The sequence below is a fragment of the Paenalkalicoccus suaedae genome, from assembly GCF_006965545.2.
Taxonomy (GTDB): Bacteria; Bacillota; Bacilli; order Bacillales; family Salisediminibacteriaceae; genus Paenalkalicoccus; species Paenalkalicoccus suaedae.
The window spans coordinates 3,186,802-3,210,943 of sequence record NZ_CP041372.2; the positions used below are offsets into that span (position 1 = coordinate 3,186,802).

At 46.0% G+C, this 24,142-nt stretch carries 17 protein-coding genes; 5 read left to right on the plus strand and 12 right to left on the minus strand.

The window, feature by feature from the left end; all coding sequences use genetic code 11:
- Positions 1-41 precede the first annotated feature (41 nt).
- The 4 genes from FLK61_RS16660 (at position 42) to FLK61_RS16675 (ending at position 3,753) form a co-directional block, all read left to right on the plus strand.
- Positions 42-311, plus strand: coding sequence for a hypothetical protein (locus FLK61_RS16660; protein WP_176010483.1), 270 nt, complete (start codon positions 42-44; stop codon positions 309-311).
- Positions 312-704: 393 nt separating this feature from the next.
- Complete coding sequence (locus tag FLK61_RS16665; protein ID WP_347338971.1) at positions 705-1,238, plus strand: NUDIX hydrolase; 534 nt, start codon at positions 705-707, stop codon at positions 1,236-1,238.
- 151 nt (positions 1,239-1,389) lie between these two features.
- Complete coding sequence (locus FLK61_RS16670; RefSeq protein WP_176010484.1) at positions 1,390-2,283, plus strand: macrolide 2'-phosphotransferase; 894 nt, start codon at positions 1,390-1,392, stop codon at positions 2,281-2,283.
- A gap of 159 nt (positions 2,284-2,442) precedes the next feature.
- On the plus strand, positions 2,443-3,753 hold the full coding sequence (locus tag FLK61_RS16675; RefSeq protein WP_176010485.1) for a globin-coupled sensor protein: 1,311 nt from the start codon (positions 2,443-2,445) through the stop codon (positions 3,751-3,753).
- A 446-nt stretch (positions 3,754-4,199) separates the two neighbouring features.
- Here FLK61_RS16675 and FLK61_RS16680 read toward each other — a convergent pair whose 3' ends face one another.
- Both FLK61_RS16680 and FLK61_RS16685 read right to left on the minus strand, forming a co-directional pair.
- On the minus strand, positions 4,200-4,484 hold the full coding sequence (locus FLK61_RS16680) for a hypothetical protein (RefSeq protein WP_176010486.1): 285 nt from the start codon (positions 4,482-4,484) through the stop codon (positions 4,200-4,202).
- 334 nt (positions 4,485-4,818) lie between these two features.
- A complete protein-coding gene (locus FLK61_RS16685) occupies positions 4,819-5,232 on the minus strand; it encodes a hypothetical protein (protein ID WP_176010487.1) in 414 nt (137 codons plus the stop codon).
- Between the two features lie 405 nt (positions 5,233-5,637).
- Here FLK61_RS16685 and FLK61_RS16690 point away from each other — a divergent pair, with 405 nt between their 5' ends.
- Positions 5,638-6,510, plus strand: a complete 873-nt coding sequence (locus FLK61_RS16690; RefSeq protein WP_176010488.1) for a cation diffusion facilitator family transporter — start codon at positions 5,638-5,640, stop codon at positions 6,508-6,510.
- Positions 6,511-6,563: 53 nt separating this feature from the next.
- Here the strand turns inward: FLK61_RS16690 and FLK61_RS16695 are convergent, their stop codons facing one another.
- The 10 genes from FLK61_RS16695 to FLK61_RS16740 form a co-directional block, all read right to left on the minus strand.
- The gene (locus tag FLK61_RS16695) at positions 6,564-7,064 is read right to left on the minus strand and encodes a ferritin (RefSeq protein ID WP_176010489.1); all 501 of its coding nucleotides are present in this window, start codon (positions 7,062-7,064) and stop codon (positions 6,564-6,566) included.
- Positions 7,065-7,882: 818 nt separating this feature from the next.
- The gene (lacZ, locus tag FLK61_RS16700; RefSeq protein WP_176010490.1) at positions 7,883-10,957 is read right to left on the minus strand and encodes a beta-galactosidase, LacZ type; all 3,075 of its coding nucleotides are present in this window, start codon (positions 10,955-10,957) and stop codon (positions 7,883-7,885) included.
- A gap of 39 nt (positions 10,958-10,996) precedes the next feature.
- Positions 10,997-11,821 (minus strand): carbohydrate ABC transporter permease, encoded by an 825-nt coding sequence (locus tag FLK61_RS16705; RefSeq protein WP_176010491.1) that lies wholly within the window; start codon positions 11,819-11,821, stop codon positions 10,997-10,999.
- The gene (locus FLK61_RS16710; RefSeq protein WP_176011284.1) at positions 11,814-12,689 is read right to left on the minus strand and encodes a carbohydrate ABC transporter permease; all 876 of its coding nucleotides are present in this window, start codon (positions 12,687-12,689) and stop codon (positions 11,814-11,816) included. The genes FLK61_RS16705 and FLK61_RS16710 overlap by 8 nt, the downstream gene beginning before the upstream one ends.
- A 209-nt stretch (positions 12,690-12,898) precedes the next feature.
- The gene (locus FLK61_RS16715; RefSeq protein WP_176010492.1) at positions 12,899-14,206 is read right to left on the minus strand and encodes an ABC transporter substrate-binding protein; all 1,308 of its coding nucleotides are present in this window, start codon (positions 14,204-14,206) and stop codon (positions 12,899-12,901) included.
- A 176-nt stretch (positions 14,207-14,382) separates the two neighbouring features.
- Complete coding sequence (locus FLK61_RS16720; protein WP_176010493.1) at positions 14,383-16,167, minus strand: sensor histidine kinase; 1,785 nt, start codon at positions 16,165-16,167, stop codon at positions 14,383-14,385.
- On the minus strand, positions 16,164-17,684 hold the full coding sequence (locus tag FLK61_RS16725; protein ID WP_176010494.1) for a response regulator transcription factor: 1,521 nt from the start codon (positions 17,682-17,684) through the stop codon (positions 16,164-16,166). The genes FLK61_RS16720 and FLK61_RS16725 overlap by 4 nt, the downstream gene beginning before the upstream one ends.
- Before the next feature lie 947 nt (positions 17,685-18,631).
- Positions 18,632-20,329, minus strand: a complete 1,698-nt coding sequence (locus FLK61_RS16730; RefSeq protein WP_176010495.1) for a methyl-accepting chemotaxis protein — start codon at positions 20,327-20,329, stop codon at positions 18,632-18,634.
- 772 nt (positions 20,330-21,101) lie between these two features.
- Positions 21,102-22,430, minus strand: a complete 1,329-nt coding sequence (locus FLK61_RS16735) for a 2-hydroxycarboxylate transporter family protein (protein WP_176010496.1) — start codon at positions 22,428-22,430, stop codon at positions 21,102-21,104.
- The gene (locus tag FLK61_RS16740) at positions 22,417-23,610 is read right to left on the minus strand and encodes an NAD(P)-dependent malic enzyme (protein WP_176010497.1); all 1,194 of its coding nucleotides are present in this window, start codon (positions 23,608-23,610) and stop codon (positions 22,417-22,419) included. Before FLK61_RS16740 ends, FLK61_RS16735 begins: the two co-directional genes overlap by 14 nt.
- Positions 23,611-24,142 lie beyond the last annotated feature (532 nt).

A 24,142-nucleotide genomic window follows, 5' to 3' on the forward strand; every position in this document is an offset into this window, starting at 1 on the left:
TATTCCATTCATAGACTAGATAATGACAGGAGGTGCCCTTTTTGACGACGCAACGTGTATCAGTCGGTGAATATACGCTCGCTTTCGTGACATCAACCCTATTTGCATTAGGTGTCGCCACCGGAGCCACCATCAGTCAAATCAATTGGTATATGCCCGAAGGCGTAGAATGGCTCTACCTTATCGGAGAATTCGCGCTACGATTCGCGATTGCATTCTTTGTGTGGAAACTCGTGTCATTCCTCATCCTCAAACTGTTTAGAAAAACGATCGCACCAGAAGCAAAACAGAAAATGAATCTATCCAAGTAACGAGAGAGCGCTAAGTAGCTCTCTTTTTTGCGTTTATGGAGAGGTGACTGAACTGCCGTGCTGCGCGGAGAGGGCTGGATTTGGTCGCGCTGAGTGGCCGTTGATTCGCTTGGTATCAGGGTGGATCAGGCCGGTGCAGAGTATATGGCACGGGCAATCGCTAGGGCGGTGGTTATAATTACTTTCTTCGATTTTGTCATAACTGCATGGCATTTTGTCATAACCTTCGGCTGTTTTGTCATAACTACTCAGCATTCTGTCATAACTGCACCCGATTCTGTAATAACTCATCCGATTACATGATAATCACACTCCCCCTCATCATAATCCTCCCCCAACACCGACCAAAATCTGTCATAATGAATAGGCAATCACTTACATAAGGAGGCTTACATGATGGAACTTTGGGACATTTACGATGCACACCGTAATAAAACTGGCCGACAGATCGAGCGTGGTGCAGACTTCAAACCAGGTGACTATCACCTCGTTGTGCATGTCGCTATCTTTAATGATAACAACGAAATGCTGATTCAGCAGCGCCAGCAAAATCGCGATAATTGGCCTTCGTTGTGGGATATCTCGATGGGCGGAAGCGCACTTGCCGGCGAGACGAGCCAACAGGCTGCCGAGCGAGAATTATTCGAGGAGCTCGGTATTCGTCTCTCCTTTAAGAATAGACGACCAACGCTGACCGCTAACTTTGATCGTGGCTTCGATGACTTTTACGTGATCAACTATCCCGTCCAAATTGAGGATCTGCCACTCCCAACAGACGAGGTGCAGCGCGCTCGCTTCGCTACCTGCGACGACATTTTAGAGTTGATCGAGCAAGGCATCTTTCTGCCTCATAGCGAAGCGTTCATTCGACTGCTCTTTGCCACTAAAACCGATACAGGTATGCACAATTGGAAGAACTTCCGCTAATGTTTCTCCCCAAAAAAGAATAGTTGATTCAGCCACAAAGAGCCTTTATGATAGAGGCACCCCACTTAAGGAGGCTTGATGATGATGATGCTTCACGGGAGGCTTCGGTAGTTCGCTCACCTACGCACATTCTAATTAGGGAGCGATTGATATGGATAAACAGGAGATTATTGAATTAGCGGCTCGACATGAGCTCGCAATTAAGGATACGGTAAAAATTAATGAATCTGGCGTTGATTTTCGCGTTGCGCACGTGGAGGATCTTGATGGCGCGCGGTGGATCTTACGGATTCCGCGTCAGAAGGAGTCGATGCGTCATGCAGCGAAGGAGAAGCACGCGCTCGATTTAATGGCACAGCATGTAGACGTTGAGGTGCCAGAGTGGACGATTTTCTCACCTGAGCTGATCGCGTATAAGCAGCTTTCTGGTGTACCAGCAGCGACAATTGATATGGAGATTCAAGGCTATGTCTGGGCGCTGGATGAAAAAAATGTGTCCGATGCATTTTACAATTCGCTCGGCAGAGCACTCGCCGACTTGCACAGCGTCGACACGACGCCATTTGAACAGGCTAGCATGGAGAAGGTTGCGCCAGCTGATTTACAAGCCTCTATGAAGGCTCGTATAGAAAAGGTAAAGGAGCACTTTGTTATTGATGACGAGCTCTGGAATCGTTGGCAGCGCTGGATTCAAGATGATGCGCTTTGGCCAACGTTCGTCGGTTTGACACACGGGGATCTGCATCCAGGTCACATTCTAATTAATGAGAATGCCGAGGTAACGGGTATGATTGATTGGACAGAGGTTGCCATAACGGATGTGGCGATCGACTTCGTCGCTCACTACCAGCTATTTGGTCGAGATGGTCTCGAGAAGCTAGTTGCAGCATACGTTGCGGCTGGCGGACGCACGTGGCCAAACATGATCGAACACATCATTGCTCACGACGCAAAGCGTGCGCTCGTTGTAGCAGAATACGCCCTTGTATCAGGACTTTCGGATATGCGTTCGATGGCTGAAAGCATGTTAAAAGGCGAGATGTAAATGAGGAAGGACCGCCCATCACCTGGGCGGTCCTTGTTTGGTTTGGCATAATATCCAATAATACAGGAATACTGATTCTTTTTTCTTATTTATGTACTATTTTTGCGTAAAAGAGGTATAATTAACCTATGAAAAAAGAATCAGAAGGAGACATGATTGATGGGAATATTTTCGTTCCGCACAGCCCCTGTTACTCGCTTTGAACCTACGTTGTCTTATGCAGAAGGAAGCAGAATTCGTCTTGAAAGCAGTCAACTCACGGAGCGTCTGCGCTATATGAATGTGACGAAAGAAAAGCTTGCACTGCTTCAGGAAGTGAAGCCTTACATTCTTGAGATCAAAGACGATTTTCTAGATCTTGTTCTTGAACACGTTTACACGGTGGAGGAACTTCGTCAAATCGCAGAGGAGCATTCTACTCGGCAAAGGCTGAAGGATGTGTTTGCTATGTACCTGGCAACGCTATTTGAAGGCACCATCGATGAAAAATATGTTCAGGTGCGGCAGCGGATCGGTGCAACGCATAAAGGCGCTGACCTTCCTGTGGCCTGGTTTCTCGCCACTTATCAGGCATTCAACAGCCTGCTCATCCCGCAGATCGTTTCTCGCTATATTAATGACGCGGAGAAGCTCTCCGATATCTTAGTATCGATTACCGACGTGATGAATTTTGACTCCCAGCTCGTTGTGGAAACGTACCTGAACAGTAAAATGGATGAGCTGAATGCCATTCATCAGGAGCAGCAGAACCTCCAGCAGGAGCTCGGTGCCCTCAGTCAGGAACTTGCAGCGATGGTGGATGAAAACGAAGCCTCACTCGGAGAAACGGCTTCGCGGGCGGAAAAGATGGGAGCGGCTACCGGAAGCACCATGGAGCGGAGCCAGAACGTCCTCGCGCTCACGAAGCAAAGCGGCGAGAATATTGAAAAGATGACGGGCTCTTTCGGAGTGCTTCGTGAACAGGTCAATGCCAGCACTGGCATGGTGGAGGAAATGCAGCGCATCTCAAAAAGCATTTCCGAAATGACAGGACAGATCGAAAATATTGCTGAACAGACTAATCTTCTGGCACTGAATGCGTCCATAGAAGCGGCGCGTGCCGGTGAGGCCGGAAAAGGATTTGCTGTCGTAGCAGATGAAGTAAGGAAACTGGCCGAAAATTCGAAGACGATCACGCAGTCGATCATTGCTCTCGCTTTGGAAAGCACCACTAATACGGATCAACTCGTCACCTCTCTTGAAACGATGAATCGAGCCACAGTAGAATCTGATGAGAATATGGTGAACGTCAAATCGAGTTTCTCCAGTGTACGAGATGAAATGAAGAGCTACAGCAGTCTTTTTCAGTCGAATAAAGAGGAAGTGGATCAAATTGTTTCATCAGTCCGTGAGCTCGCAGACTCGACGACAAACTTATCCAATGTTTCCAATCAGCTACTGATGAAGGGCCAGACGATGTCTGCTGGCTAGGACGATCGATGAATCAAACAGAAACTTGGCTGAAGCGCAGTGCAATCAGCTTTTTTCAGTCAAGTGCACGTGCACGCAGATCCTATGAGGTTTAGTCCAAAGAAAAAAGCCTGTAAGAAGAGTTGTCTTCCTACAGGCTTCGTTCGCTTATGGATTTTGGGTGGGAGTGCTTTCCTAGCTCATTTTTACATATAAAAGGCATTGCTGTCGGTCGCGATTCGCTTAAGGCGCTGGATGATCGCTGGCATTTTGTAAGTGCGTTAACATTCTTGGATAATGCATTCATCTTCTCCAACAATGCGTCCAACTTCTCTCAAAAGGTCCTTCCCACATACACAGTCCACCATTTAAGGACTCCTCAATTGCCCAACTGCCATTTTATAAAGCACCAACGGAGTATAAGCACACGTTAGCATTGATTCCTGCATTTAAATGAAAGCCATTGTTTAGCCAATCGGCACTACTTCAACACGAATCTTTTTACATTTATTTAAAACTTTCACCGTCTTTTCTACGTTTACTAATCCACTAGAGTCTGTTTGCAAATAGTCCTCTATAATTGCAATTGTTACAACTTTACCTTGCCGAATAGATTTAGGTCTTTTAAGCTTAAGCAGTAACTCTGTATTGAGTAATGTCTTTGAGTACTCTCTCGTGCTCACTTCAGGATTTTTCTCTGTATTTATTTTGATGCAAAGTCGGTCCTCTTGAAGTAAATAGTAGTGATCCAAACCTTTTACATGCCACCAAAAATCCCAAAATTCACAGCCAAAATCTAATGTTCTTTGAACTCACCTTTAGCTTTACTCACGTACCTTTCTAGCTGATTCGAATAATTCTTTATAAAGGTTTTGTCCTCAATTACAATCAAGTATGCGCATTTATGATGACTGATACATCAATATAGTTATATTGTTTTAATAACAATTTCTTCAATGTTCAATAAAGTGTATTCATGTAAGCTAAATATCTCTCTTAAGAAATCTGATGCCGCGCTATGTAAATCGGGCTCTTGGACGAAAATATTTTGAGTACTCATAATTTATATTTCTATTTAATTTCCAATTATCTATCGACCGTTATACGATTAGTATCTATTAGAATACTATCCTGAAGCGTTTCATTAGTATCAAAATAAACGGTGTCACCTAAGTGTAAATCATTAACATTCAGTTTTTCACTATTTAAGTCAATTAAATCAATATCATTTGAATATTCAATATAAATTATAATTTGCGTAGAAGTTCGTTCTGCTCCTTCTGACTCCGCTAGGTCGTCTAGGTAATCCGAAATATCAATAGTAAGTTTATTCTCACTAATGCCAAGATAGGTACCTGTTATAGTATTCGAACCATTAATTTCATTATTATTTTCCTCCTCACTGTTATTTAGCATTACTGTGTTGTAATTATTTGAATCATTATCCCCACATGCACTAAATAAAGATAACATAACTATAAACAAGAGAGTTTTATACATAATATCACCTCCTCCTTTCTAGACGCTTTTTGACTAAAGCTAGTTACAAATAATAGTAATTTAACCTTTTTTCGATTAGGCTTTATTTAAATAACTCAGTTTTCAAGCATCCGAGAATCTTTTTTGGCGCTCTCCACGCGCCAAAATAGTCGACCTTGCCAAACACGTACGCCAGAAATCGAAGGAGAACCGAAAGTTTTTGCACCTGAACTCACTCTTTTGACCTCAATCTCTTAACCTCTCCCTTAAACAAACGTTTAATTAACCCCAAAAAGTTGCCGGGAGCAAACACTTTTCTGCCCTCCCAACTAGTTTAGCAACGGCTAAAAAGGTTGCTATAGACCCACTCGACTTCTGCTTGCTATACTTTTTTAGCACGTACGAAACGAATAGGTGGAGATAAACGTGGAAGAGAAATATAGCAATCTCAAACAGAGCGAACGAGGCGCGATCATAAGCCTCCTTGCCTACTTACTACTCGCTAGTTTAAAAGTAACAATTGGTATATATGCTGGCTCCATCGCGCTTCGTGCGGATGGTTTTAACAACGTTACGGACATTGTCGTGTCGATCGCCGTGCTCATCGGTCTCCGAGTTTCTCAAAAGCCGCCAGATAGTGATCATCCATACGGCCACTGGAAGGCAGAGTCGATCGCTGCGCTCGTTGCATCGTTTATCATTATGGTCGTCGGGCTACAGGTGCTCGTCGATGCCGGCCGCTCCTTCCTCACGCCGACAACAGAGGCGCCAAACGCCATCGCAGCAGTTGTTGGCGCGCTTGGTTTTGTCGTCATGATCGGCGTGTATCTCTACAATCGCGCCCTAGCCAAGCGCACGAAAAGCCGCGCAGTGGACTCCGTTGCGAAGGACAACCTCTCCGATGCGCTCGTGAGTGCTGGTGCGACGCTTGGAATTATCGGATCGCAGTTTGGTCTCTACTGGCTTGACCCCCTACTCGCGATTCTCGTCGGCCTCATCATCTGCCACACCGCCTGGGGCATCTTCCGCAGTACCTCCCATGCCCTTACTGATGGGGTCGAAAATCAGGAGCTGACGCGCGTTGTTTCAACCGTGAATCACGTAGATGATGTCGTCAATGTGAAAGATGTGAAAGCTCGCTATTATGGAAGTAGCCTTGTCGTCGATTTGGTCATAGAGGTGAACAGTTCGTATTCTTTTAAAGAGGTCCATGACGTCTCGACTAACGTTGAGGAACTTATAAAGAGGAAGCACCATGTCCTAGACGTGCACGTTCACGCGGAGCCTATTGAGGTTTAGCCCAAAGAAAAAAAGCCTGTAAGAAGAATGGTCTTCCTACAGGCTTCGATCGTTTATGGATTTTGGGTGGAGCGCTTGCCAAGCTCGTTTTCTAGCATGTAGAAGGCGTTGCTGTCCGTCTCGATTCGCTTGAGGCGCTGGATGATGGCATCAAACGACGCTTCTTCCTCGACCTGCTCTTCGATAAACCAGTTTAAGAATGTCATTGTCGCGTGCTCACGCTCGTCTAGCGCTCTGTCGGCTAGCTTATAGATGCGCTTTGTGACTTCTTTCTCATGCGCAAGTGACTGCTCAAACGCGTCTAACACGGAGGCAAAGTCTGTCTTCGGCTGCGGAATATCCGCGATCACTGCCTCTTGCCCTAAGTCGTTTATAAAGGTATAAAACTTCATCGCATGCTGGCGTTCTTCCTCTGCTTGCGCTAAAAAGAACGTAGCGAAGCCGTCCAAGCTCTCCTTCGAGCAGTAGGCAGCAGCCGCTAAATAGGCATGCCCGGAGTAAAATTCGTAATTCATCTGTTTGTTAAGCTCTGTGACTAATTCCTTGCTAATCATGTTCGCGTACCCTCCTAAGATTTTTTTGGGGAGAAAATAGAGTTACACGCTGTTGCAATGGATATGATAATCACTCTCTATTATATACCAACTAAGAGGGAAATACATTGGCTAACTATGTGTGTAGTTGAGAATGATTATCAATATCACTGCAAACTTAGTTTATTATATGGAGAATGTTCTGTCAAGTAGTGTGGTGGATTTTTTGTTTGTTGATTTAAGTAGATGCGGTTTAATTTCATGAAGCTGCGTTTTACTTCTATTACTTTTCGACTTACTTCTCACAAAATGCGTGTTACTTTCACGTCGTTCCGCATTACTTCTTTCATTATTCGCTCTACTTCTCCACATTTCTTCATTACTTCTTTTTTACACATTACTTGAACCAACTTCCGTGCTGTTACTAGCCCGTTCCGCGTTCGTTCTAGCAATTTCCGCCTTCCTTCTCCCATTTTTCGATCCACTTCTTTTTCGGTCTTTAAAGCGAGGCAACGACCTAACGCCTCGTAAACCCAAACTATAAGGAGGAAGATGAACAATCTATATACCGTAACCGTAGGTGCCTCGGAGCGGCGTTTGCGTACTACTGGTGGTAGCCCTTTCGCGCAGCGAAAATCCTTTCGAACGGCCATTGGTTTGGCCGATCGAAATAGTTGAGCCAGCAACCACCTGTAGTTGCAAACGACGCGCAGGGGCACCGAAAGGTGACCGCACTTGACCTTGATCTTGACATTGACCTTGACCTTAAAAAGCATTACCTCCATCAAAAAAAACCAGACCCCATCAATCAGAGGTCCGGCTCCTACATATAATCCGCTCTATTTCTTCCTATCTAACTTAAACCGGAACTCCTGCTCCACTTCCGGCTTCAACAAGTACTCGTCATAAACAGGCGAGCCCCAGCTGTCATCACCACCAACGCCCATTTGCATCGCGCTTACTGTAACAACCGAGTAGTGGACTGGCGGTAGCTCGAAGGCATGATACGCATTCTCGAGCTCGAGCGCCGTGTACGGAATCACATTACAGGATACCGCTTCGCTCTCGCCACCTTTAACAGAGGACACGACAAATCCTTCTCCACGCTTATCCGTTACCGAAAGCTCGCGCACGCCCGTACGATTGCCCGTTTCCTGCGGCATCAAGTACGGTGCTACATTTCCAACTACCGTATTAGAAAAACGTCCTAACCGCGCTCCGCCTTGACGGTCCACATAATTTTCCGCCGGGCCATTCGCGAACCAATCAAGCTCGCTAAAGTCTGCGCTCGTTTTAAACGTCAAACCAAACTGAGGCATGACAGGCAGTCCTTCTGCGCCGGAATAATGAGCCGTTACGTCAATCGCGCCATCACCGAAGACTTCGTATGTCACGCGAACCTTTACGTCACGCAAGCTCGTAAATCCATACGTGAACGTCACCGCATAGCTCGAATCACGCTTCTCCGCTTCAAAACCGACAACCTCGCGTGAGAACGTCGCCGCGTACCATGCGCTTGATGTGCGGTGCTGGCCACGTCCTAAATCGTTGTCCACCGTCGCACGCCAGAACGTTGGGAATGGTGGCAATTCAATTACCTCACGTCCTCCGTAGTTAATCGATACAATGCTACCCATTGCTTTTGAAAAAATCACGTGGAAGTCATCGCCGTGGACGCCAATATTGACGTCACCCTCTGCTATACGCACGCGATCAAACGGAGCTCGCACCACTTTCTCTGCCTCCACAGCAAAAACGTGCTCTCCGTATGCTACTTCAAATAACTCCTCCGACCATAGCGTCGCCTCACGTTTATGAGCCGTCACAGTTACCGAATAAACACCTGCCTCTGCCATCACTTCACTCGGAACTCCCAGCTCAACCGAACTTCCCTCTAAAGGACCAACAGTTGGTACCAAAAGTTCCTCTTCATACACCGCATACCCATCGCACTCTACTCGTACCTTAAACGTAAAATCATCGGTAGAAGTAAATAGGTAGTCGTTACGAAGCGTTACCGTTTTTTCTGTCACGTGAAGCTTGAGGCTTTGGTATAAGTATTTGACCTCTTGGATTTTAGGTGTGAGCGTGCGGTCGGCAAAGACGATGCCGTTGCCGCAGAAGTGATAGTCGGTTGGGCGGTCGCCGAAATCGCCGCCGTAGGCTAAAAACCGCTCCCCGTAACGATCCTTCTTGTAAAGCGCCTGGTCAATATAGTCCCAAATAAAGCCACCCTGATACATGTCGTAGCGATCCTCAAGGTCGGTGTACTTCTCCATACCGCCGAGGGAATTCCCCATCGCGTGCATGTACTCGCAGCTAATGTATGGCTTTGTTGGCGAGTCCTCTAAATACGCAACGATATCCGCAGGCTTCGCGTACATACGGCTCTCCATGTCACTCGTGTGACCAAGCTCAGGCACATAAAACACGCCTTCGTAGTGAACGAGACGATCTGGATCAACGGATTTAAAGTACTCACTCGCAGCCAAAATAACCTCACCCGCATAGGACTCGTTGCCACACGACCAAATCAGAATGGATGGATGATTTTTGTGACTTTCATACATGGACGCAGCACGATCCAGCACCGCTTCCTTCCACTCTGGCTTATCACCAGGTACGTTCCACGATGGCTCTACTTGACCAAGCTTTTGCCACGAACCGTGCGACTCTAGGTTCATCTCATCGATCACGTACAATCCATACTCATCACACAGCTTGTACCACGCGTGCTGGTTTGGATAATGGGAGGCGCGCACCGCATTAATGTTGTGCTGCTTCATCGTTTGGATATCCCAAAGCATATCCTCCATCGTCACCGAACGCCCGCGCTCTGGATTAAACTCGTGACGGTTTACCCCTTTAAACACGATGCGCTTCCCATTAAGATGCATCACCTTATCGATCATTTCAAAGCGTTTAAATCCAGCCTTCATCGGAATAACCTCGACCGTCTTCCCATTAACCATGACCTCTGCCATCACTCGGTACAATGCCGGCTTCTCCGCGCTCCATTTCTCTGGAGCCTCCACCGGAATTTTCACGTGAAACGCAGAGTCATGCTTCTCGCCATCAGCCTCAGCAATCGTATCACCAGCAGGATCTAAAACCGTCACCCGCAGTGCCGAGCCTTCAGCTAATACCTTCCAACTTGAGAAAATACCCGTAAGCTCTCCGTCCTGATAGTCCTCATCCAACGTAGCCGTTAGATGGACATCCGTCATATGTACAGCTGGCGTATGTGTAAGATACACATCTCTAAAAATACCGGAGAAGCGCCAAAAATCCTGATCCTCGAGCCAGCTTGCTGAGCTTCGCTGATACACTTCTACTGCTAGTTTGTTCACGCCATCAACTAGTAACTCCGTCACATCAAAATGAGCAGGTGTAAAGCTGTCCTCGCTGTATCCAACGAATTCACCGTTCAGCCACACATAAAAAGCAGTCTCCACGCCATCAAAGGTGAGGATCGTTTCCCCTTTATTTTCTCCCGAAGAATGGGTAAAGGTTTTGACGTAGCTCCCCACTGGGTTATGCGTCTCGGATACCTCGGGCGGACGCAGATACTCAACGCCATCCCACGGATACATCGTATTCACGTACTGAGGGCGGCCGTAGCCTTGGAGCTGGATATGACCGGGCACCGTAATCTGATCCCAGCCAGCAGTCGGATAGTCTACCTCAAAAAAGGTTGCCGGGCGGCTCGTTGGATTTGTCGTGTAGTGGAAACGCCAGCTACCGTTGAGCGATTGGCGCAGACGCATCTCTCCCTCGGAGATCGCCTCCTCGTATGTCTCATAAAAGCTATGGTCCGAATGCGCAGGCAGGCGGTTTACCGCAAATACTTCTGGGTCCGCAAGCCATGTAAGAGTTGGTTTAGTCGTCACAATGATCGTCCCTTCCTGTTTCATAAATCTGCTTTCGGAGAGGTCAGACCCCTCCGAAAGCGTTTACTTGATTGATCCCATCATACCAGCAACAAAGTGCTTTTGCATGAAAAAGAAGATAACAGCCGTTGGAATCGTGGCAATAACAATCGCGAGCATAATCACGCCATAGTCTGGTGAGTAACTTGATCCAAGATTAGAAATGAGTAGTGGTATCGTTTGATTACCTGGCGACTGGAGCACCACAAGTGGCCATAAATAGTTATTCCAGCTTGCCATAAACGTAATGATCGCCGCTGCTGCATAGGTTGTTTTCATCGTTGGCGCATAAATACGGAGAAAAATACCGAACTCCGACAAGCCATCCATTCTTCCCGCTTCAATCATTTCGCGTGGGAACATCTTCGTGCTTTGGCGGAAGAAGAAGATAAGGAATGCTGTCGCAACAGTAGGTAGCATGACCGCTGGCAACGTATCAATCCCGATGAACGGAATCACGGACGAAATTGATGCAAACATACGGAATAAAGGCACCATAAGCGCTGCAAATGGAATCATCATCGAGAGAAGTAAAATAGTAAAGACAATATCCTTCTTTTTACTACGATATACTTCAAATCCGTAGCCCGCTAAGGAGCCGATAAAGAGAGCAAGCACGGTTGTACCAACTGCAATAATTGCGGAGTTCATCAAGGCAGGTACAAGGTTGACTTGATTGAGTAGGTTCTGCAGATTTTCAAAGATATGCGTGCCAGGGAAAATCCGACCGCGCGTCACATCAACCGATCTATTCGTCGCACTAACAATCATCCAAATGAAAGGAAAGATCGATACTAAAGAAATAATCGTTAACGCTGTATACATCGCACCCATTTTTAATTTAGTCATTTTTGTCACCTACCAGTTTAAATTGTAAGATCGAGAAGAAGACAATTAATACAACAATGGCATAGGAGACAGTTGCTGCATATCCAAAGTTAGGCGTGTACTCAAAGGAGAGGTTATAGATGTACTGCGAAATGGTTAAAGTCGCATTCCCTGGTCCACCACCTGTAATATTCATGACTTCATCAAAGAGCTGAAGCGTTCCGATTGTTGAGATGATCGTGGTAAATAAAATGATTGGCTTCAGCATCGGAATCGTAATCTTAATGAACGACTGAAACGCATTCGCCCCATCAATCTTTGCTGCTTCGTAAATCGATTTATCAATATTCTGCAGAGCGGATAGATAAAAGATCATGTTATATCCTGTCCATCTCCATGTGATTGCGATAATAATAAGAACCTTCGCCCAGAACGGATCCGTCAGCCATTGAATAGGCGCCTGCAGAATCCCAGTGTTTAATAGCGCCATATTAACAAGACCATCTGACGCAAATAAGTATTTAAAGATGACCGAGTAGGCAACAAGAGATGTCACACACGGCAAGAAGATAGCGGTACGAAACCAGCCGCGGAATTTAAGCTTATCGTTATTTAACATGACGGAGATGATCAGTGCGAAGAAAATCATCACAGGTACTTGTACGAGTAAATAAATAACCGTATTCGTTAAGGCAGTAAGGAACGTTGGGTCACTAAATAACCTTACGTAGTTGGCAAATCCAACAAACTCTAGGTTTGTCCCAGCACCTGATTGGAACGAAAGCAGGAGCGATTGGAACATGGGGTAAAAGTAAAAGACTGTAATAAGGATGGCTGCAACGGCAATAAACATCCAGCCCGTTAAGGCATTCTTTGTTTTGTAAGACATGAGCTTCTTTTTAGGCTCTTTTGGTGGCACCGCTTGAAGCGTCGCCTCTTGTGTTTCCACTTTTCGTAATGGTTCCATTATCGTCACTCCTAAGGGTTAATAACAGAAAAGAGCGTCGGAACGGTGCCGAATAGGTGTCTAGTTCACATCTACTCTGGCGCAACACATGTTCACGAGGCTCTTTCCAATTCCTACTATGAGGCTTCCATTTAGTTTAAGCGTGCTTCCGCTTCTTTTTGTGCATCAGCAAGTACATCATCAATATCCTTACCGTTTAAGTAGTTTTGCATTTCTACAGCAAGCACGTCCTCAATGGAATACGTGTGTAACCCAAAGTTTACTTGTGGAATTTGTTCCGACCACTCCGCGAAGTCCGAGATAATCTGCTGGCCACCAAAGAACTCATCCTCTAGCTGATACGCGTCGCTTGATGCTGCAGGCAGATAAGTACCTAGTGCTCCAACCTCTGTAATCAGCTCCTCATACAGCGCTTCACTTGAGCCGAATGTCTCAGATAAGAATTCAGCTGCCGTTTCTTTCCCATCTACGTTTAAGACATACCATGAGCTACCGCCAAGGTTAGACGCGTTAACCGCATCATCTGCTCCAGGGAGCTTAGGGAAAGGTAGTACTGTCCAGTTACCAGACTGAGATTCTTCTGCGCGCACAGATGGCGTGATCCAGTTACCTGTTGGTACGGATGCAACCTCTCCACTGTTAAATGCCGCTAAGTATTGGCTCCAGTCTGAAATTGGCTTACCAAGCTCTTCATCGACAAGCGTTTTGTAAATTTCAAACGCCATCTTTAAGTCTTCGTTATTCTCCAAGTTTGGCGTCGCGCCATCCTCTTCTAAATACCAGCTACCCGCTGTTTGAATCATCATGCGAATTTGCCCTAAGTCGTTCGGGTCAACTGTTAACAGTTGCTTGCCAGTCGCTTCTTTAATATCGCGACCGATTTCAATATACTCATTCCAGTCTAGATCCTGTAGATCAGCTGGATCATAGCCTGCTTCTTCTAAATAATCTGTACGAATGTATAGTCCAGTTACTCCAGTATCAAAAGGCATCGCATAATGCTCATCCTCAAGACTCGTTGGCGCAATTTTATATGATGCAAAGTCCTCTTCGTTGAAGAAATCTGTTAGAGGGAAAAAGGCATCTGGATATGCCTGTAAAAAGCTTTGTGCACGGTAATCTTCAATCAACGCGATATTCGGTAGTCCACTACCAGTACCAGCACTTAACCCTGTATTTAACTTTTGAATAATATCATCCTGTGCAAATTCATTAATCATCACTTCTACGTCAGGATTAATCTCCGCGTATTCTTCTTTTGCAATCTCAAGTGCCGCGATATTAAAGTTTGGATCCCATGCCCATACCTCAATCGAATCAGCCGACGCGTCGCCACCCTCATTGCCAGTGGACTCTTCTGCACCGTTTGCTCCATCATTCCCACAAGCCGCGAGTAAAACTGTCGCGGTTAAACCAGCTGCAACTAGATACTTTTTCATGATAATCCCCCTTGGATTCATTCATATTTGTAAGCGCTTCACTTACTGTAAGCTAAGATTATCATTCTCTCTTACTCGCCCGTTAGGAATAATTCAATGCAGACTTGGAATATCTTCACCCCTTTTTGTAAGCGCTTTTTTTATGACTAGTACTATCTTTAGCTTTTAGGAAAATATTAAGGTGCAGGAGGAGATTGTTGCTGATCCTGCCCTTCTAAAACGCCGAGCTCAATCCGAACACGCGTCCCTTCCTGTGGCTCACTCGTTAGCTGTACGCCAAAGCTGTCACCATAAATAAGCTGAATCCGTTCATGCACATTGCGAATACCAACACCCGAGAACTGCTGGCGCTTTTGACGCTTCTCTGGGAACGCACTATCCTTTTGAAGCACCATCCCATCCCCATTATCCATCACCTCTGCAAACAGCTTGTTGGCTTCTTTCCAGACCATCACATTAATCGTGCCAGACTTTTTCTCATTAAAGCCATGGAAAAACGCATTTTCGACAAACGGCTGTAAAAAGAGCTTAGGCACAGGAATCTCCTTGCAATCGTCCGCAATAAAATAGTTCACAGTCACGCGCTCGCCGTAGCGCCTGTGATTAATAAACACGTAGTGCTTCAAGTTATCAATCTCCTGATTCACCGTGTTCATCTCATTGACGTTCGCGATCGTATTTTGTAAAAGCGAGATCAGCGAGGTGATCGTCGCCGCCGCTTCCTCCTTACTCCCCTGCGAGATCATAAACTTTACTGAGGTAAGGGTGTTATACAAAAAGTGCGGATTAATTTGTTGCTGTAAGCTCTCAAGCTCGGCATTTCGCTTCTGCTTTTGCGTCGTCACCAGCTGATCCACATACGCATGCAACTCATCAAGCATATGATTAAACGCGAGACCAATTTGCTTCGTCTCATACGTGCCAACAACCGACACCTTCTGATCAAACTCATACTTCGACGTATCCCCGATTTGTGTGACTAAACGCGAGAGTGCCCCCGTCCATCTGCGGGAAAAAATATAAATAATCAGTATCGCAACGAGCGCAATCGCCCCTGATGTGAAGATGATACGACTGCGATCAATAACACCTTCTGTTACGACACTTCTATCGATTGTGTTGACGATATGCATATCAAACGCAGGAATTTCCTCTTGCACGATAATATGCTCTTCCCCTAAGAATTCAGCGTTTACGTAGTCCGCTCCATTCATTCCTCGAACGTGCTGCAACAGCTCAATCGACTGGGTCCCAATTAATTCTGTGCGATTACTAGATACGATGATCCCAGATTGATCAAGCATAAACACATCGTTACCAGGGCTTGTAAAGCGAGAGTAAAACTCGCGAAAGTCCTCTTCTCGAATCGTCAAATAGACCGCACCATAAATCACGCCCGTAATGCGGTCCATGATTTGTGTCGAGGCAACAATCAGCTGCTCGCGAGGCTCATTCTCTGATTCAATATAGTCATAGTGCATGCGACGTGGCTCCTCACGACGATTTTCGATCATCCCTTGAAGCTGCAGACTCTGCTCCGTGTCTTCCCAAAGTGGACGACCGGTTGAGAGCGTCACGCCATTTACCCCCGTTACTCGTAGCGTCACTTCGTATGGGTCAAGCGTCGTTTTAACCGCCTCGAGCCTATTGTAGAGATCATAATACACATTCATCATGTCACTATTTGATTGAGCCTGCGAAAGCATGTTACGCATATTGACGCTGTTTTGCAGCTGATTCGAGGTCCTTATCACCGAGTAGTTATAAGAATCAAGCGTACCTGTAATCTGATTTAACACCTTTTCGTTCGTAATACTAAACGTATCAATAAATAACGACTCGGCCATGCGAATCGTTTGATACGTCGTCGCGAGCGTGACCGATACGACGATGACAACTGTTAAGACAAACAGCTTCCAAAACAAACTTTGCTCTCGTAGCTTTTGCTTCATCGTTTTCATTTCTCTTGTCCCTTTAGCAGATAATCACGTCGATATTGACTTGGCGACACACCTGTATCTTTTTTAAAGACTTTGCAGTAATAACTGTGATCCGAGTACCCAACCTCATGACTAATCTCTGCAATCGGCATGCCTGAGTGCTTGAGTAGCTTTTTCGATTCCTCTATTCGGATCGACGTCAAATACTCGCTAAATCCTTCTTTATTGTGCGCCGAAAAATAACTCGACAAATACGATGGATGAAAATGAAAGTGACTCGCAAGCTCTTTTAAACTAAGTGGTTCCATATAATGCTCCGCGATATAATCCTGCAGGAGCTTCATATTCGTGTCATGCGTATCCTTCGTACGCACGCCTGGCGTCACTTTTTGCAGGAAAACGGTTAATGCCTCCGTTGCCCGCTCAGCCGTCTCGGCTTCGTTAATTGCCGTCATATATGTGTATTTCTCCTTCTCAATTGTTTCCCCCGCAGCAGGTTGGGCGTGTAGGATGATAGCCGTCGTAAAGATCATGTGCGTAAGGAACGTGCGGAATTCATTCGGTCCGAGCTGTGGCGTTTGCATCATCGCCTGCACGTGTGTGATCAACCCCTCCGCCGCCTCCTGATAGCGCTGCTCGCGGAGCTTGAGCATATAGGCATCCACGTCAAACTCCTCGTGACCTTGCGTCAAATCAAGCTCCCCAGCAACCACCACTCGTTTTTGAGGAAAATAGAAATGAACCTGCTTCATGCATGCTTCAAGCTGCGACGCTGCCTGCGCAAGCTCCATAGGGTTTGTCATAACACGACTACACACCACGGTGCGAGTCGGTAATTCCGCCACAACTGAACGTTGCAACGCCTCCCTATCATTTGCCTGTAGCAGATGAAGGGTATCTCCATCCTTTAATTGGAGGCTCATATGAATGGTCCTGCTAGTGTCTAAGCCGTTTACTAGTTGGTCCATAGGCGACGTAGTACTTTGTTCTTTCCTACTTTCGCGCATAAGTAAAAAAGCCTCATATGGGAATGCCTCTTGAAATAAACCGCTTTCAAAATCAGCATCTGTTGCAAAACCTAGGAGGATCTTCTCGAGCAACGCCTGCGTTCGAGCAGCATGGGTTTGTCCTTCATCCATGACGCTTGGCTGCACACGTTCTGCCGCCACGGTTAAGACATCCAATAATGTCTTTGGTTCGAGCTTTGGCTTTAAAATATAGTCCACCACGCCAAGCTGAAACGTGGCGCGAACGTAGTCAAATTCTCCGTAGCTACTGAGTACAATCATCTGAATCGCTGGATAGTCGCGCTTTACGCGCTTCGTTAATTCTTCGCCGTCCATAATGGGCATGACGATATCTGTGACGATAATGTGTGGATCAATGTCCTCGATCATGTTGAGCGCTTCCTGTCCGTTCGAGGCCTCGCCTGCGATCGTGAATCCTTTCTCTTCCCAGTTAAAATAGTGCTTGATGCCTTGTCTAATAAGGTGTTCGTCGTCTACGACCATCACTCGTAAGAGTCCGTTTGTGCTCATGTATGTCACCGTCCCGTTTGAGTTGTAGATTGGTTTTGTGAGGAATTAATAAAGTTTACTAAAGTTTTGAGGAAAAAACTAGGTAGGGCTTTTTGAGAATCTTCGATTCTCCTGCGCTACCGGCTGGTGCTTTCCTGAGGAGCTTGGCGGGCTTTTTGCCCGTCCAGAGGCCGTGCAAAAGGATTTTCGCTGCGCGAAAGGGCTCCTCTAGGAGACACCAGCCTTCGCTCCGGAGAATCGAAGGTAACGGTTCTTTATTAGCACGAACACTTTATTAAAAACATTACTAGGCAATAGATCGTTGCCTAGCTATTAAAGCACCTCTTGCTCACGGTACATTTCTTTTGTGTATGTACATAAATTTCTTATACGGTACATAAATCTCGCATAGCGTACATTTAATAGAGAAAGTAGCCCCCAACGTACATTCATTCCGAATACGGTACATTTATTTTTTATACGGTACATAAAACTTGAGTACGGTACATTCATCTCAAATGCGGTACATAAAAAAATCCCCATTGCCAAAATGCCACTTATCTAAAACAATCTTTTCAAACAAAGAAGAGCTTTCCCATTGAGGAAGGCTCTTTTCTATGAACTCTTTAAATCAAACGCAGAGCTGGCAGACCCGGAGGACATTCGGAGACAATCCATAGGGGAAAGAGGTTTTTGAGATCCCACAGGAGGCGCATAGGGGAAGGCGGCAGCCGCGCCCTGCAGGGCGAGGAAGCTCAAAGACCGGCCCTATGGATGTCGTAGAGTGTCCGGAGGGCTGACAGCTCGAAGTGCAGATTTAAACTAGTTAGTACTTAATCAACCTAGCCCGAAGGGCTGCTCTTAAAATAGTTAGCACTTAAGCAACTAAAGCTCAGAGAGCTGAAGCACTTGAACGTAGCTAGTTAGCTCTTTATCAACTTAGCTCATAGAGCTGAAACAAACCACACCTAAATAGTAAACTTCGTCACCTCTTGCTTTAACTCATCAGCAAGCGTGCTCAGCATTTCCGATGACGACGATACTTCTTCCATCGAAGCTAGCTGCTCTTCCGTTGCAGCAGCAATAGATTCAGAGGATTTAGCCGTTGTTTGTGACAACGACTTGGATGTTGCCAACGTTTCGAGCAGTTGTGCTCGTGACGCATCCATCTCCTGTGTCGCACTTTTGAGAGAGTCGAATTGAGTGATCATTGTCGTTACTTGCTCACGAATATCACCGAACGTGGAGCGAGCATGGTCAATCGTTGTGATCCCCTCTGAGATGGCCTGATTATTCGCATCCATCTCTTGCTTTGCTTGATTAGCTTCGACTTGGATGTCTTTTAATTTCCCTGCAACTTCATCCACAGACTGACCTGATTGTTCCGCTAACTTGCGGACTTCATCAGCGACCACGGCAAATCCTTTTCCTTGCTCGCCAGCCCGCGCTGCTTCGATTGCTGCGTTCAACGCAAGCAGATTCGTTTGCTCAGAGATTGCTGTGATAAGGCTCAACACTTCCCCAATTTCTGCTGCCTTATCTACTAGAGACGTCAGTCGTACGTCTAAGTCGCTTGCACGCTTGTCAATTTCACGAATTTTCGAGACGCCTTCCTCGATGTTTTTCTCTCCGTCCGTTGCATATTCGTTTAATCGCACCGATGTCTCATCTGCTTGAAAAACATTAGTTGTAATGTTAGAAAAACCTTGCTGTAAGCTAGCTACAGCTTGTTCCATATTCTCCATACTGTTCACTTGCTCGTCTGCATATTCCGCAATTTGTTGAATGGATTCGGTAATATGCTCAGTGGCTTTTGTTGTTTCATCCGAAGAAGCTGAAAGCTCGGTTGATGATGCTAATACTTCATCAGAAGATTCATTCACACGTGATAAAAGTGCTTGGAGATTCGAACGCATTTTCTCATAGCCGCTTTGAAGTGATCCGATCTCGTCGTTCGCTGAAGTTGCGATCGAAACGGTAAAATCTCCGGCACCAACTGCCTGCATAGCCTGTGCGACAGTTAAAAGACGCTTTTTAATTCGCTTGCCAAACAGATAAGCCGTTACAACACCAAGAATTGTGATAATAAGTAACGCAATCGCAAATGTTGTAATCATAGATGAAATGACGCTATCGACGTATTCCTGTGTCGCTCCAACGAACCATATTCCAATTATATCGTTATCTGCATTTAATATAGGACGATAAGCCGACTGAATCAGACTGCCTGCTACATCTGCCTCCCCATAATAATTTTCTCCATTTTGGAGAACGGTTTGGTTAACAGAGTCAGACACCTGCGTTCCGACAGCACGCCCCCCATCCACTTGCACGTTCGTTGCAACACGTGTATCCATTGCAAAAATAGTGACAAGCCCGTCTGTTAAGCCTGCTATATCATCGACGATGTCAAAGTTATCATTAATCACGACATCACCTTTCGTCAGTTGTCCATCGCTATACTCCCAACCTCCTGGATACCGCGCGTCCATATAGGCATATGTTAAATCCAAATCCGTTCTAGCTTTTTGCACAGCCGTTTCTTTGACTCCTTCTGAAACTTGAAAGAAAGTGACAGCCCCAATCGTGATAGCAACAATAAGTAAAATAGTACTGACAATACCAGTCAGTTTCGAACCGATACTCCAACCCTTAAATATGTTCATCCACATGTTTCCTCCTATGAGTTATTCACATTGATTATAGGGAGTAATAGTATTAAAGTCTAGCTTTTTTTATTAATTTTATGTGAATTTAGAACTATTATATTGTGATACTAATAGGATATATATGATTAATGTCTTATATAATACTTTGAATCTTCGGTTCTCTTACGCTCCCACTTAACGCTTTTCTTAGTCAAGGAGTCAGCTCTCCGAAGACCTTCCGACATTAGCAGGATCAGGCCCTAGCTTTAAGAAAACTTTAGAAGAATCTGGTGTCAAACTTACTAACTGTACATAAAATCTGGTATACGGTGCATTCTTCTTTCATACGGTACATAAATTTTCTATAAGGTACATTCTCTCTCCACACGGTACATAAAAGCCTCAGTTACCTAAAAGCCACTTAACTTAATCCATAAAACCATAAGAAAAGAGCCTCTCCATATTGGAAAGACCCTAATCTTATTCACTTTTTAAATCAAGAGCAAGCTTACCGACCCGGAGGACATTCGGAGACAATCCATAGGGGAAAGAGGTTTTTGAAATCCCGCAGGAGGCGATTAGGAGGAGACGATAGTCGACTCCTGCTGACGAGGAAGCTCAAAGACCGGCTCTATGGATGTCGTAGAGTGTCCGGAGGGCTGACAGCTCGGAGAGCAGATTTAAACTAGTTTGCACTTAATCAATCTAGCTCGGAGAGCTAGGCACTAGTTTAGTTTGCACTTAATCAATTAAGCCCAAAGGGCTGCTCTTAAAACTAGTTAGCTCTTATCTAAAACAACGTAATCAGCAGTCCCGCAATCAACAGGATAACCGCCCCACCTAAACGAGAAGCAATCTGTGCGAAAGGCATCAACTGCATACGCTTAGCTGCAGATAGTACGGCTACGTCACCTGTACCACCCATGTTTGCCATACATAGCCCTGCCGTAATACTAGATTCAATTGGATAGAAACCAACTAGACGACCGATGACACCTGCACCAATCATCGCACCTGCTACTACTGCAAAGACGATCAATACATATTGAAGTGTTAATGCGTTTAGCACCGCTCCAAGATCCGTGTACGCTACGCCGATACCGAATAGAAGTGCGAGCGTAAACGCTTTTGCAACAAATTGGTACCACTGGCTTGCGCCTTCGACAATAGATTCAGGAATGAGATTCATAATTTTCACCGCTGCAACAAGAATGATCATGATCGCATACGGGTGAATGGGAACAACAGCACCGATTAAGTGTCCGAGTGTAAAGAATAGTAGTGCCGCTAACACACCAACGCCAAGCTTTTGCAAATTAAACGTAGACGTCGTCTTTGTTTCCTCAAAGCCATCCATTAAGACGCCATTACCAGACAAGGATGGGACGCGCTTGCCTAGCTTATCGAGCATGCTCGCGAAGACGATCGCAAACACGTTACCGAGCGCTAAGGCTGGTACTAAGATCGAGATATAATAGCTCGCTGGCTGACCGAGGAAATCGGAGTAGATCTGTGCCATTGGGACAGCACCTGCTCCCATTCCGCCCCCCATAATTGGAAGCGTGATAACTAAGACAGCATCCTGAATCGAGAAGCCAACTAGTTGACCAATCAGTGCTGCTAGTAAAGCCGCTCCGATAATCGCACCGAAGATTGGGGCGAAGTAGCGAAGTCCGATTTTAACGAGCATTTGAGAGTTCATGCCGAGAATACTACCTGTAATAAGGGCTGCAATATAAAAATCTAAGAAGCCGCCCGTTGTCATGAATCCGTCAACCTGCTCGACAACCGGCTGTGGTAGAATTCCGCTGTACACAAGGTACGCTGATCCGAAGATGGCGACGATCGCGCCACCACCAAGGTAACCTTTGACGATCGGTGTACGATCACCGATCCAGCCGAGCGCTTCACCTAATACCATCATGACAAGTAAGCTACCGATCATTCCTGTTGGGAGCGTCTCTGTGAAGATCGACGCGATCGTTAACGCAAGCACAATTCCAAACACGGGAAGGGGAATATGAAAGACGGACACCTTCCCCTTCTTTTCTTCCTGCTTTACCTCAGGCTCTGGGGCTACCTCAAACTTACGCTCCTCGTGCTTTTTAGCTGCTTCCATCCTTCATTCCTCCTTCGTATTTGTGTACTTCCGCTTCCACCGCGTCTGCCACGACATCCGCTACCTTCTGCTCCAATGATCCAGGGATAATATACCACGCCGCAAGCTCGTCATCCGTGATGAGTGACGCGATTGCTTCCGCTGCCGCAAGCTTCATATCGACCGTGATATCCGTTGCCCCTGAGCGTATTGCGCCCTTAAAGATTCCCGGGAATGCCAGGAGATTATTGACTTGGTTGGGGAAATCGGAGCGACCAGTTGCCACAACTTCGGCACCTGCACGAAGGGCATCATTTGGATAGATTTCTGGGACCGGATTCGCGAGAGCGAAGACGATCGCTCGCTCTGCCATCCGCTTCACCTGCATAGGACGAAGCGCGTTTGGACCGGATACGCCAATAAAGACATCTGCTCCTTCAATCACGTCATTGAGTGTTCCGCGCTTGTTATCGACATTCGTCCAGATAGCCATTTCTTTTTGGCTACTGTTCAACCACTCTTCACCTTCTGCGACGATTCCTTCTAAACTAACAAGCGTAATATCGGTAAAGCCTGCGCTCAGCAGTAGTCTTGCGATAGAGATACCAGCAGCGCCGGCTCCGTTAATAACAATCTTCGTCTTCTCACGCGTGCGTCCTGTGAGCTTTAGCGCATTGATTAGTCCTGCAAGAACGACGATCGCTGTACCATGCTGATCATCGTGAAACACTGGGATATCTAGCTCTCGTTTTAGTCTTGCTTCAATCTCAAAGCATCGTGGTGCAGAGATGTCCTCTAGATTTATCCCAGCGAACGTAGGGGCCATGGCTTTGATGATGCTGATTAACTTTTCGGGATCCTTTTCGTCTAGGCAGATCGGAAAGGCGTTGAGTCCGCTGAAGGCTTTGAAGAGCATGCATTTGCCTTCCATGACGGGCATGGCTGCCTTCGGGCCGATGTCGCCGAGTCCGAGGACTGCTGTGCCGTCAGTGATGACGCCGATCATGCTACCGCGCGCTGTGAGGTCGTTCATGCGCTCTGGCTCCGCCTCGATTGCCTTACATACTTCTGCAACTCCTGGTGTGTAAACGAGACTCAAATCCTCTTCGTTCCGAATCTCGACTCGGTTTGTGACTTCTATCTTTCCTTTGAGTTGTTCGTGTAGTTTTACTGCTCTGCTTTCGTATCGATCTATTGCCATATCTAAATTCCTCCTAAGAAACCGCTTTCAGTTTGTGATTGACCTAACTGTAACCGATTGCAAAGAGGGTGACTAGTTAATGAAAATTAAGAATGTGTTTTGTAAATAAAAAAAGCAGTTTTACTAATTTAATCAAGTGCTAACTAGTTAAGTGCCTTAGCTCTCCGAGCTATATTTATTAAGTGCCAACTATTTTCAAGAGCAGCCCTTCGGGCTAGATTGATTAAGGGCTAACTTGTTTAAATCTGCTCTTCAAGCCGTCAGCCCTCCGAACACTCTACGACATCCATAGGGCCGGCCTTTGAGCTTCCTCGTCGGCAGGAGTCGACTGTCGTCTCCTCCTAAGCGCCTCCTGTGGGATCTCAAAAACCTCTTTCCCCTATGGATTGTCTCCGAATGTCCTCCGGGTCTGCCAGCTCTTCGTTTGATTTAAAAAGAGCATAAGAAAAGAGCCTTCCTCTTGTGGGAAAGCCCTTCTTTGTTTAAATATATGGTTTTAGATAAGTGGCAGTTTGGCAATTGAGATTTTTAT

Bases quoted from the DNA above. Each gene is read 5' to 3' on its own strand.
- FLK61_RS16665 (WP_347338971.1), top strand. From the start codon at position 705: ATGATGGAACTTTGGGACATTTACGATGCACACCGTAATAAAACTGGC.
- FLK61_RS16670 (WP_176010484.1), top strand. From the start codon at position 1,390: ATGGATAAACAGGAGATTATTGAATTAGCGGCTCGACATGAGCTCGCA.
- FLK61_RS16675 (WP_176010485.1), top strand. From the start codon at position 2,443: ATGGGAATATTTTCGTTCCGCACAGCCCCTGTTACTCGCTTTGAACCT.
- FLK61_RS16685 (WP_176010487.1), bottom strand. From the start codon at position 5,232: ATGTATAAAACTCTCTTGTTTATAGTTATGTTATCTTTATTTAGTGCA.
- FLK61_RS16695 (WP_176010489.1), bottom strand. From the start codon at position 7,064: ATGATTAGCAAGGAATTAGTCACAGAGCTTAACAAACAGATGAATTAC.
- lacZ (WP_176010490.1), bottom strand. From the start codon at position 10,957: ATGAAACAGGAAGGGACGATCATTGTGACGACTAAACCAACTCTTACA.
- FLK61_RS16705 (WP_176010491.1), bottom strand. From the start codon at position 11,821: ATGACTAAATTAAAAATGGGTGCGATGTATACAGCGTTAACGATTATT.
- FLK61_RS16710 (WP_176011284.1), bottom strand. From the start codon at position 12,689: ATGTCTTACAAAACAAAGAATGCCTTAACGGGCTGGATGTTTATTGCC.
- FLK61_RS16715 (WP_176010492.1), bottom strand. From the start codon at position 14,206: ATGAAAAAGTATCTAGTTGCAGCTGGTTTAACCGCGACAGTTTTACTC.
- FLK61_RS16720 (WP_176010493.1), bottom strand. From the start codon at position 16,167: ATGAAAACGATGAAGCAAAAGCTACGAGAGCAAAGTTTGTTTTGGAAG.
- FLK61_RS16725 (WP_176010494.1), bottom strand. From the start codon at position 17,684: ATGAGCACAAACGGACTCTTACGAGTGATGGTCGTAGACGACGAACAC.
- FLK61_RS16730 (WP_176010495.1), bottom strand. From the start codon at position 20,329: ATGAACATATTTAAGGGTTGGAGTATCGGTTCGAAACTGACTGGTATT.
- FLK61_RS16735 (WP_176010496.1), bottom strand. From the start codon at position 22,430: ATGGAAGCAGCTAAAAAGCACGAGGAGCGTAAGTTTGAGGTAGCCCCA.
- FLK61_RS16740 (WP_176010497.1), bottom strand. From the start codon at position 23,610: ATGGCAATAGATCGATACGAAAGCAGAGCAGTAAAACTACACGAACAA.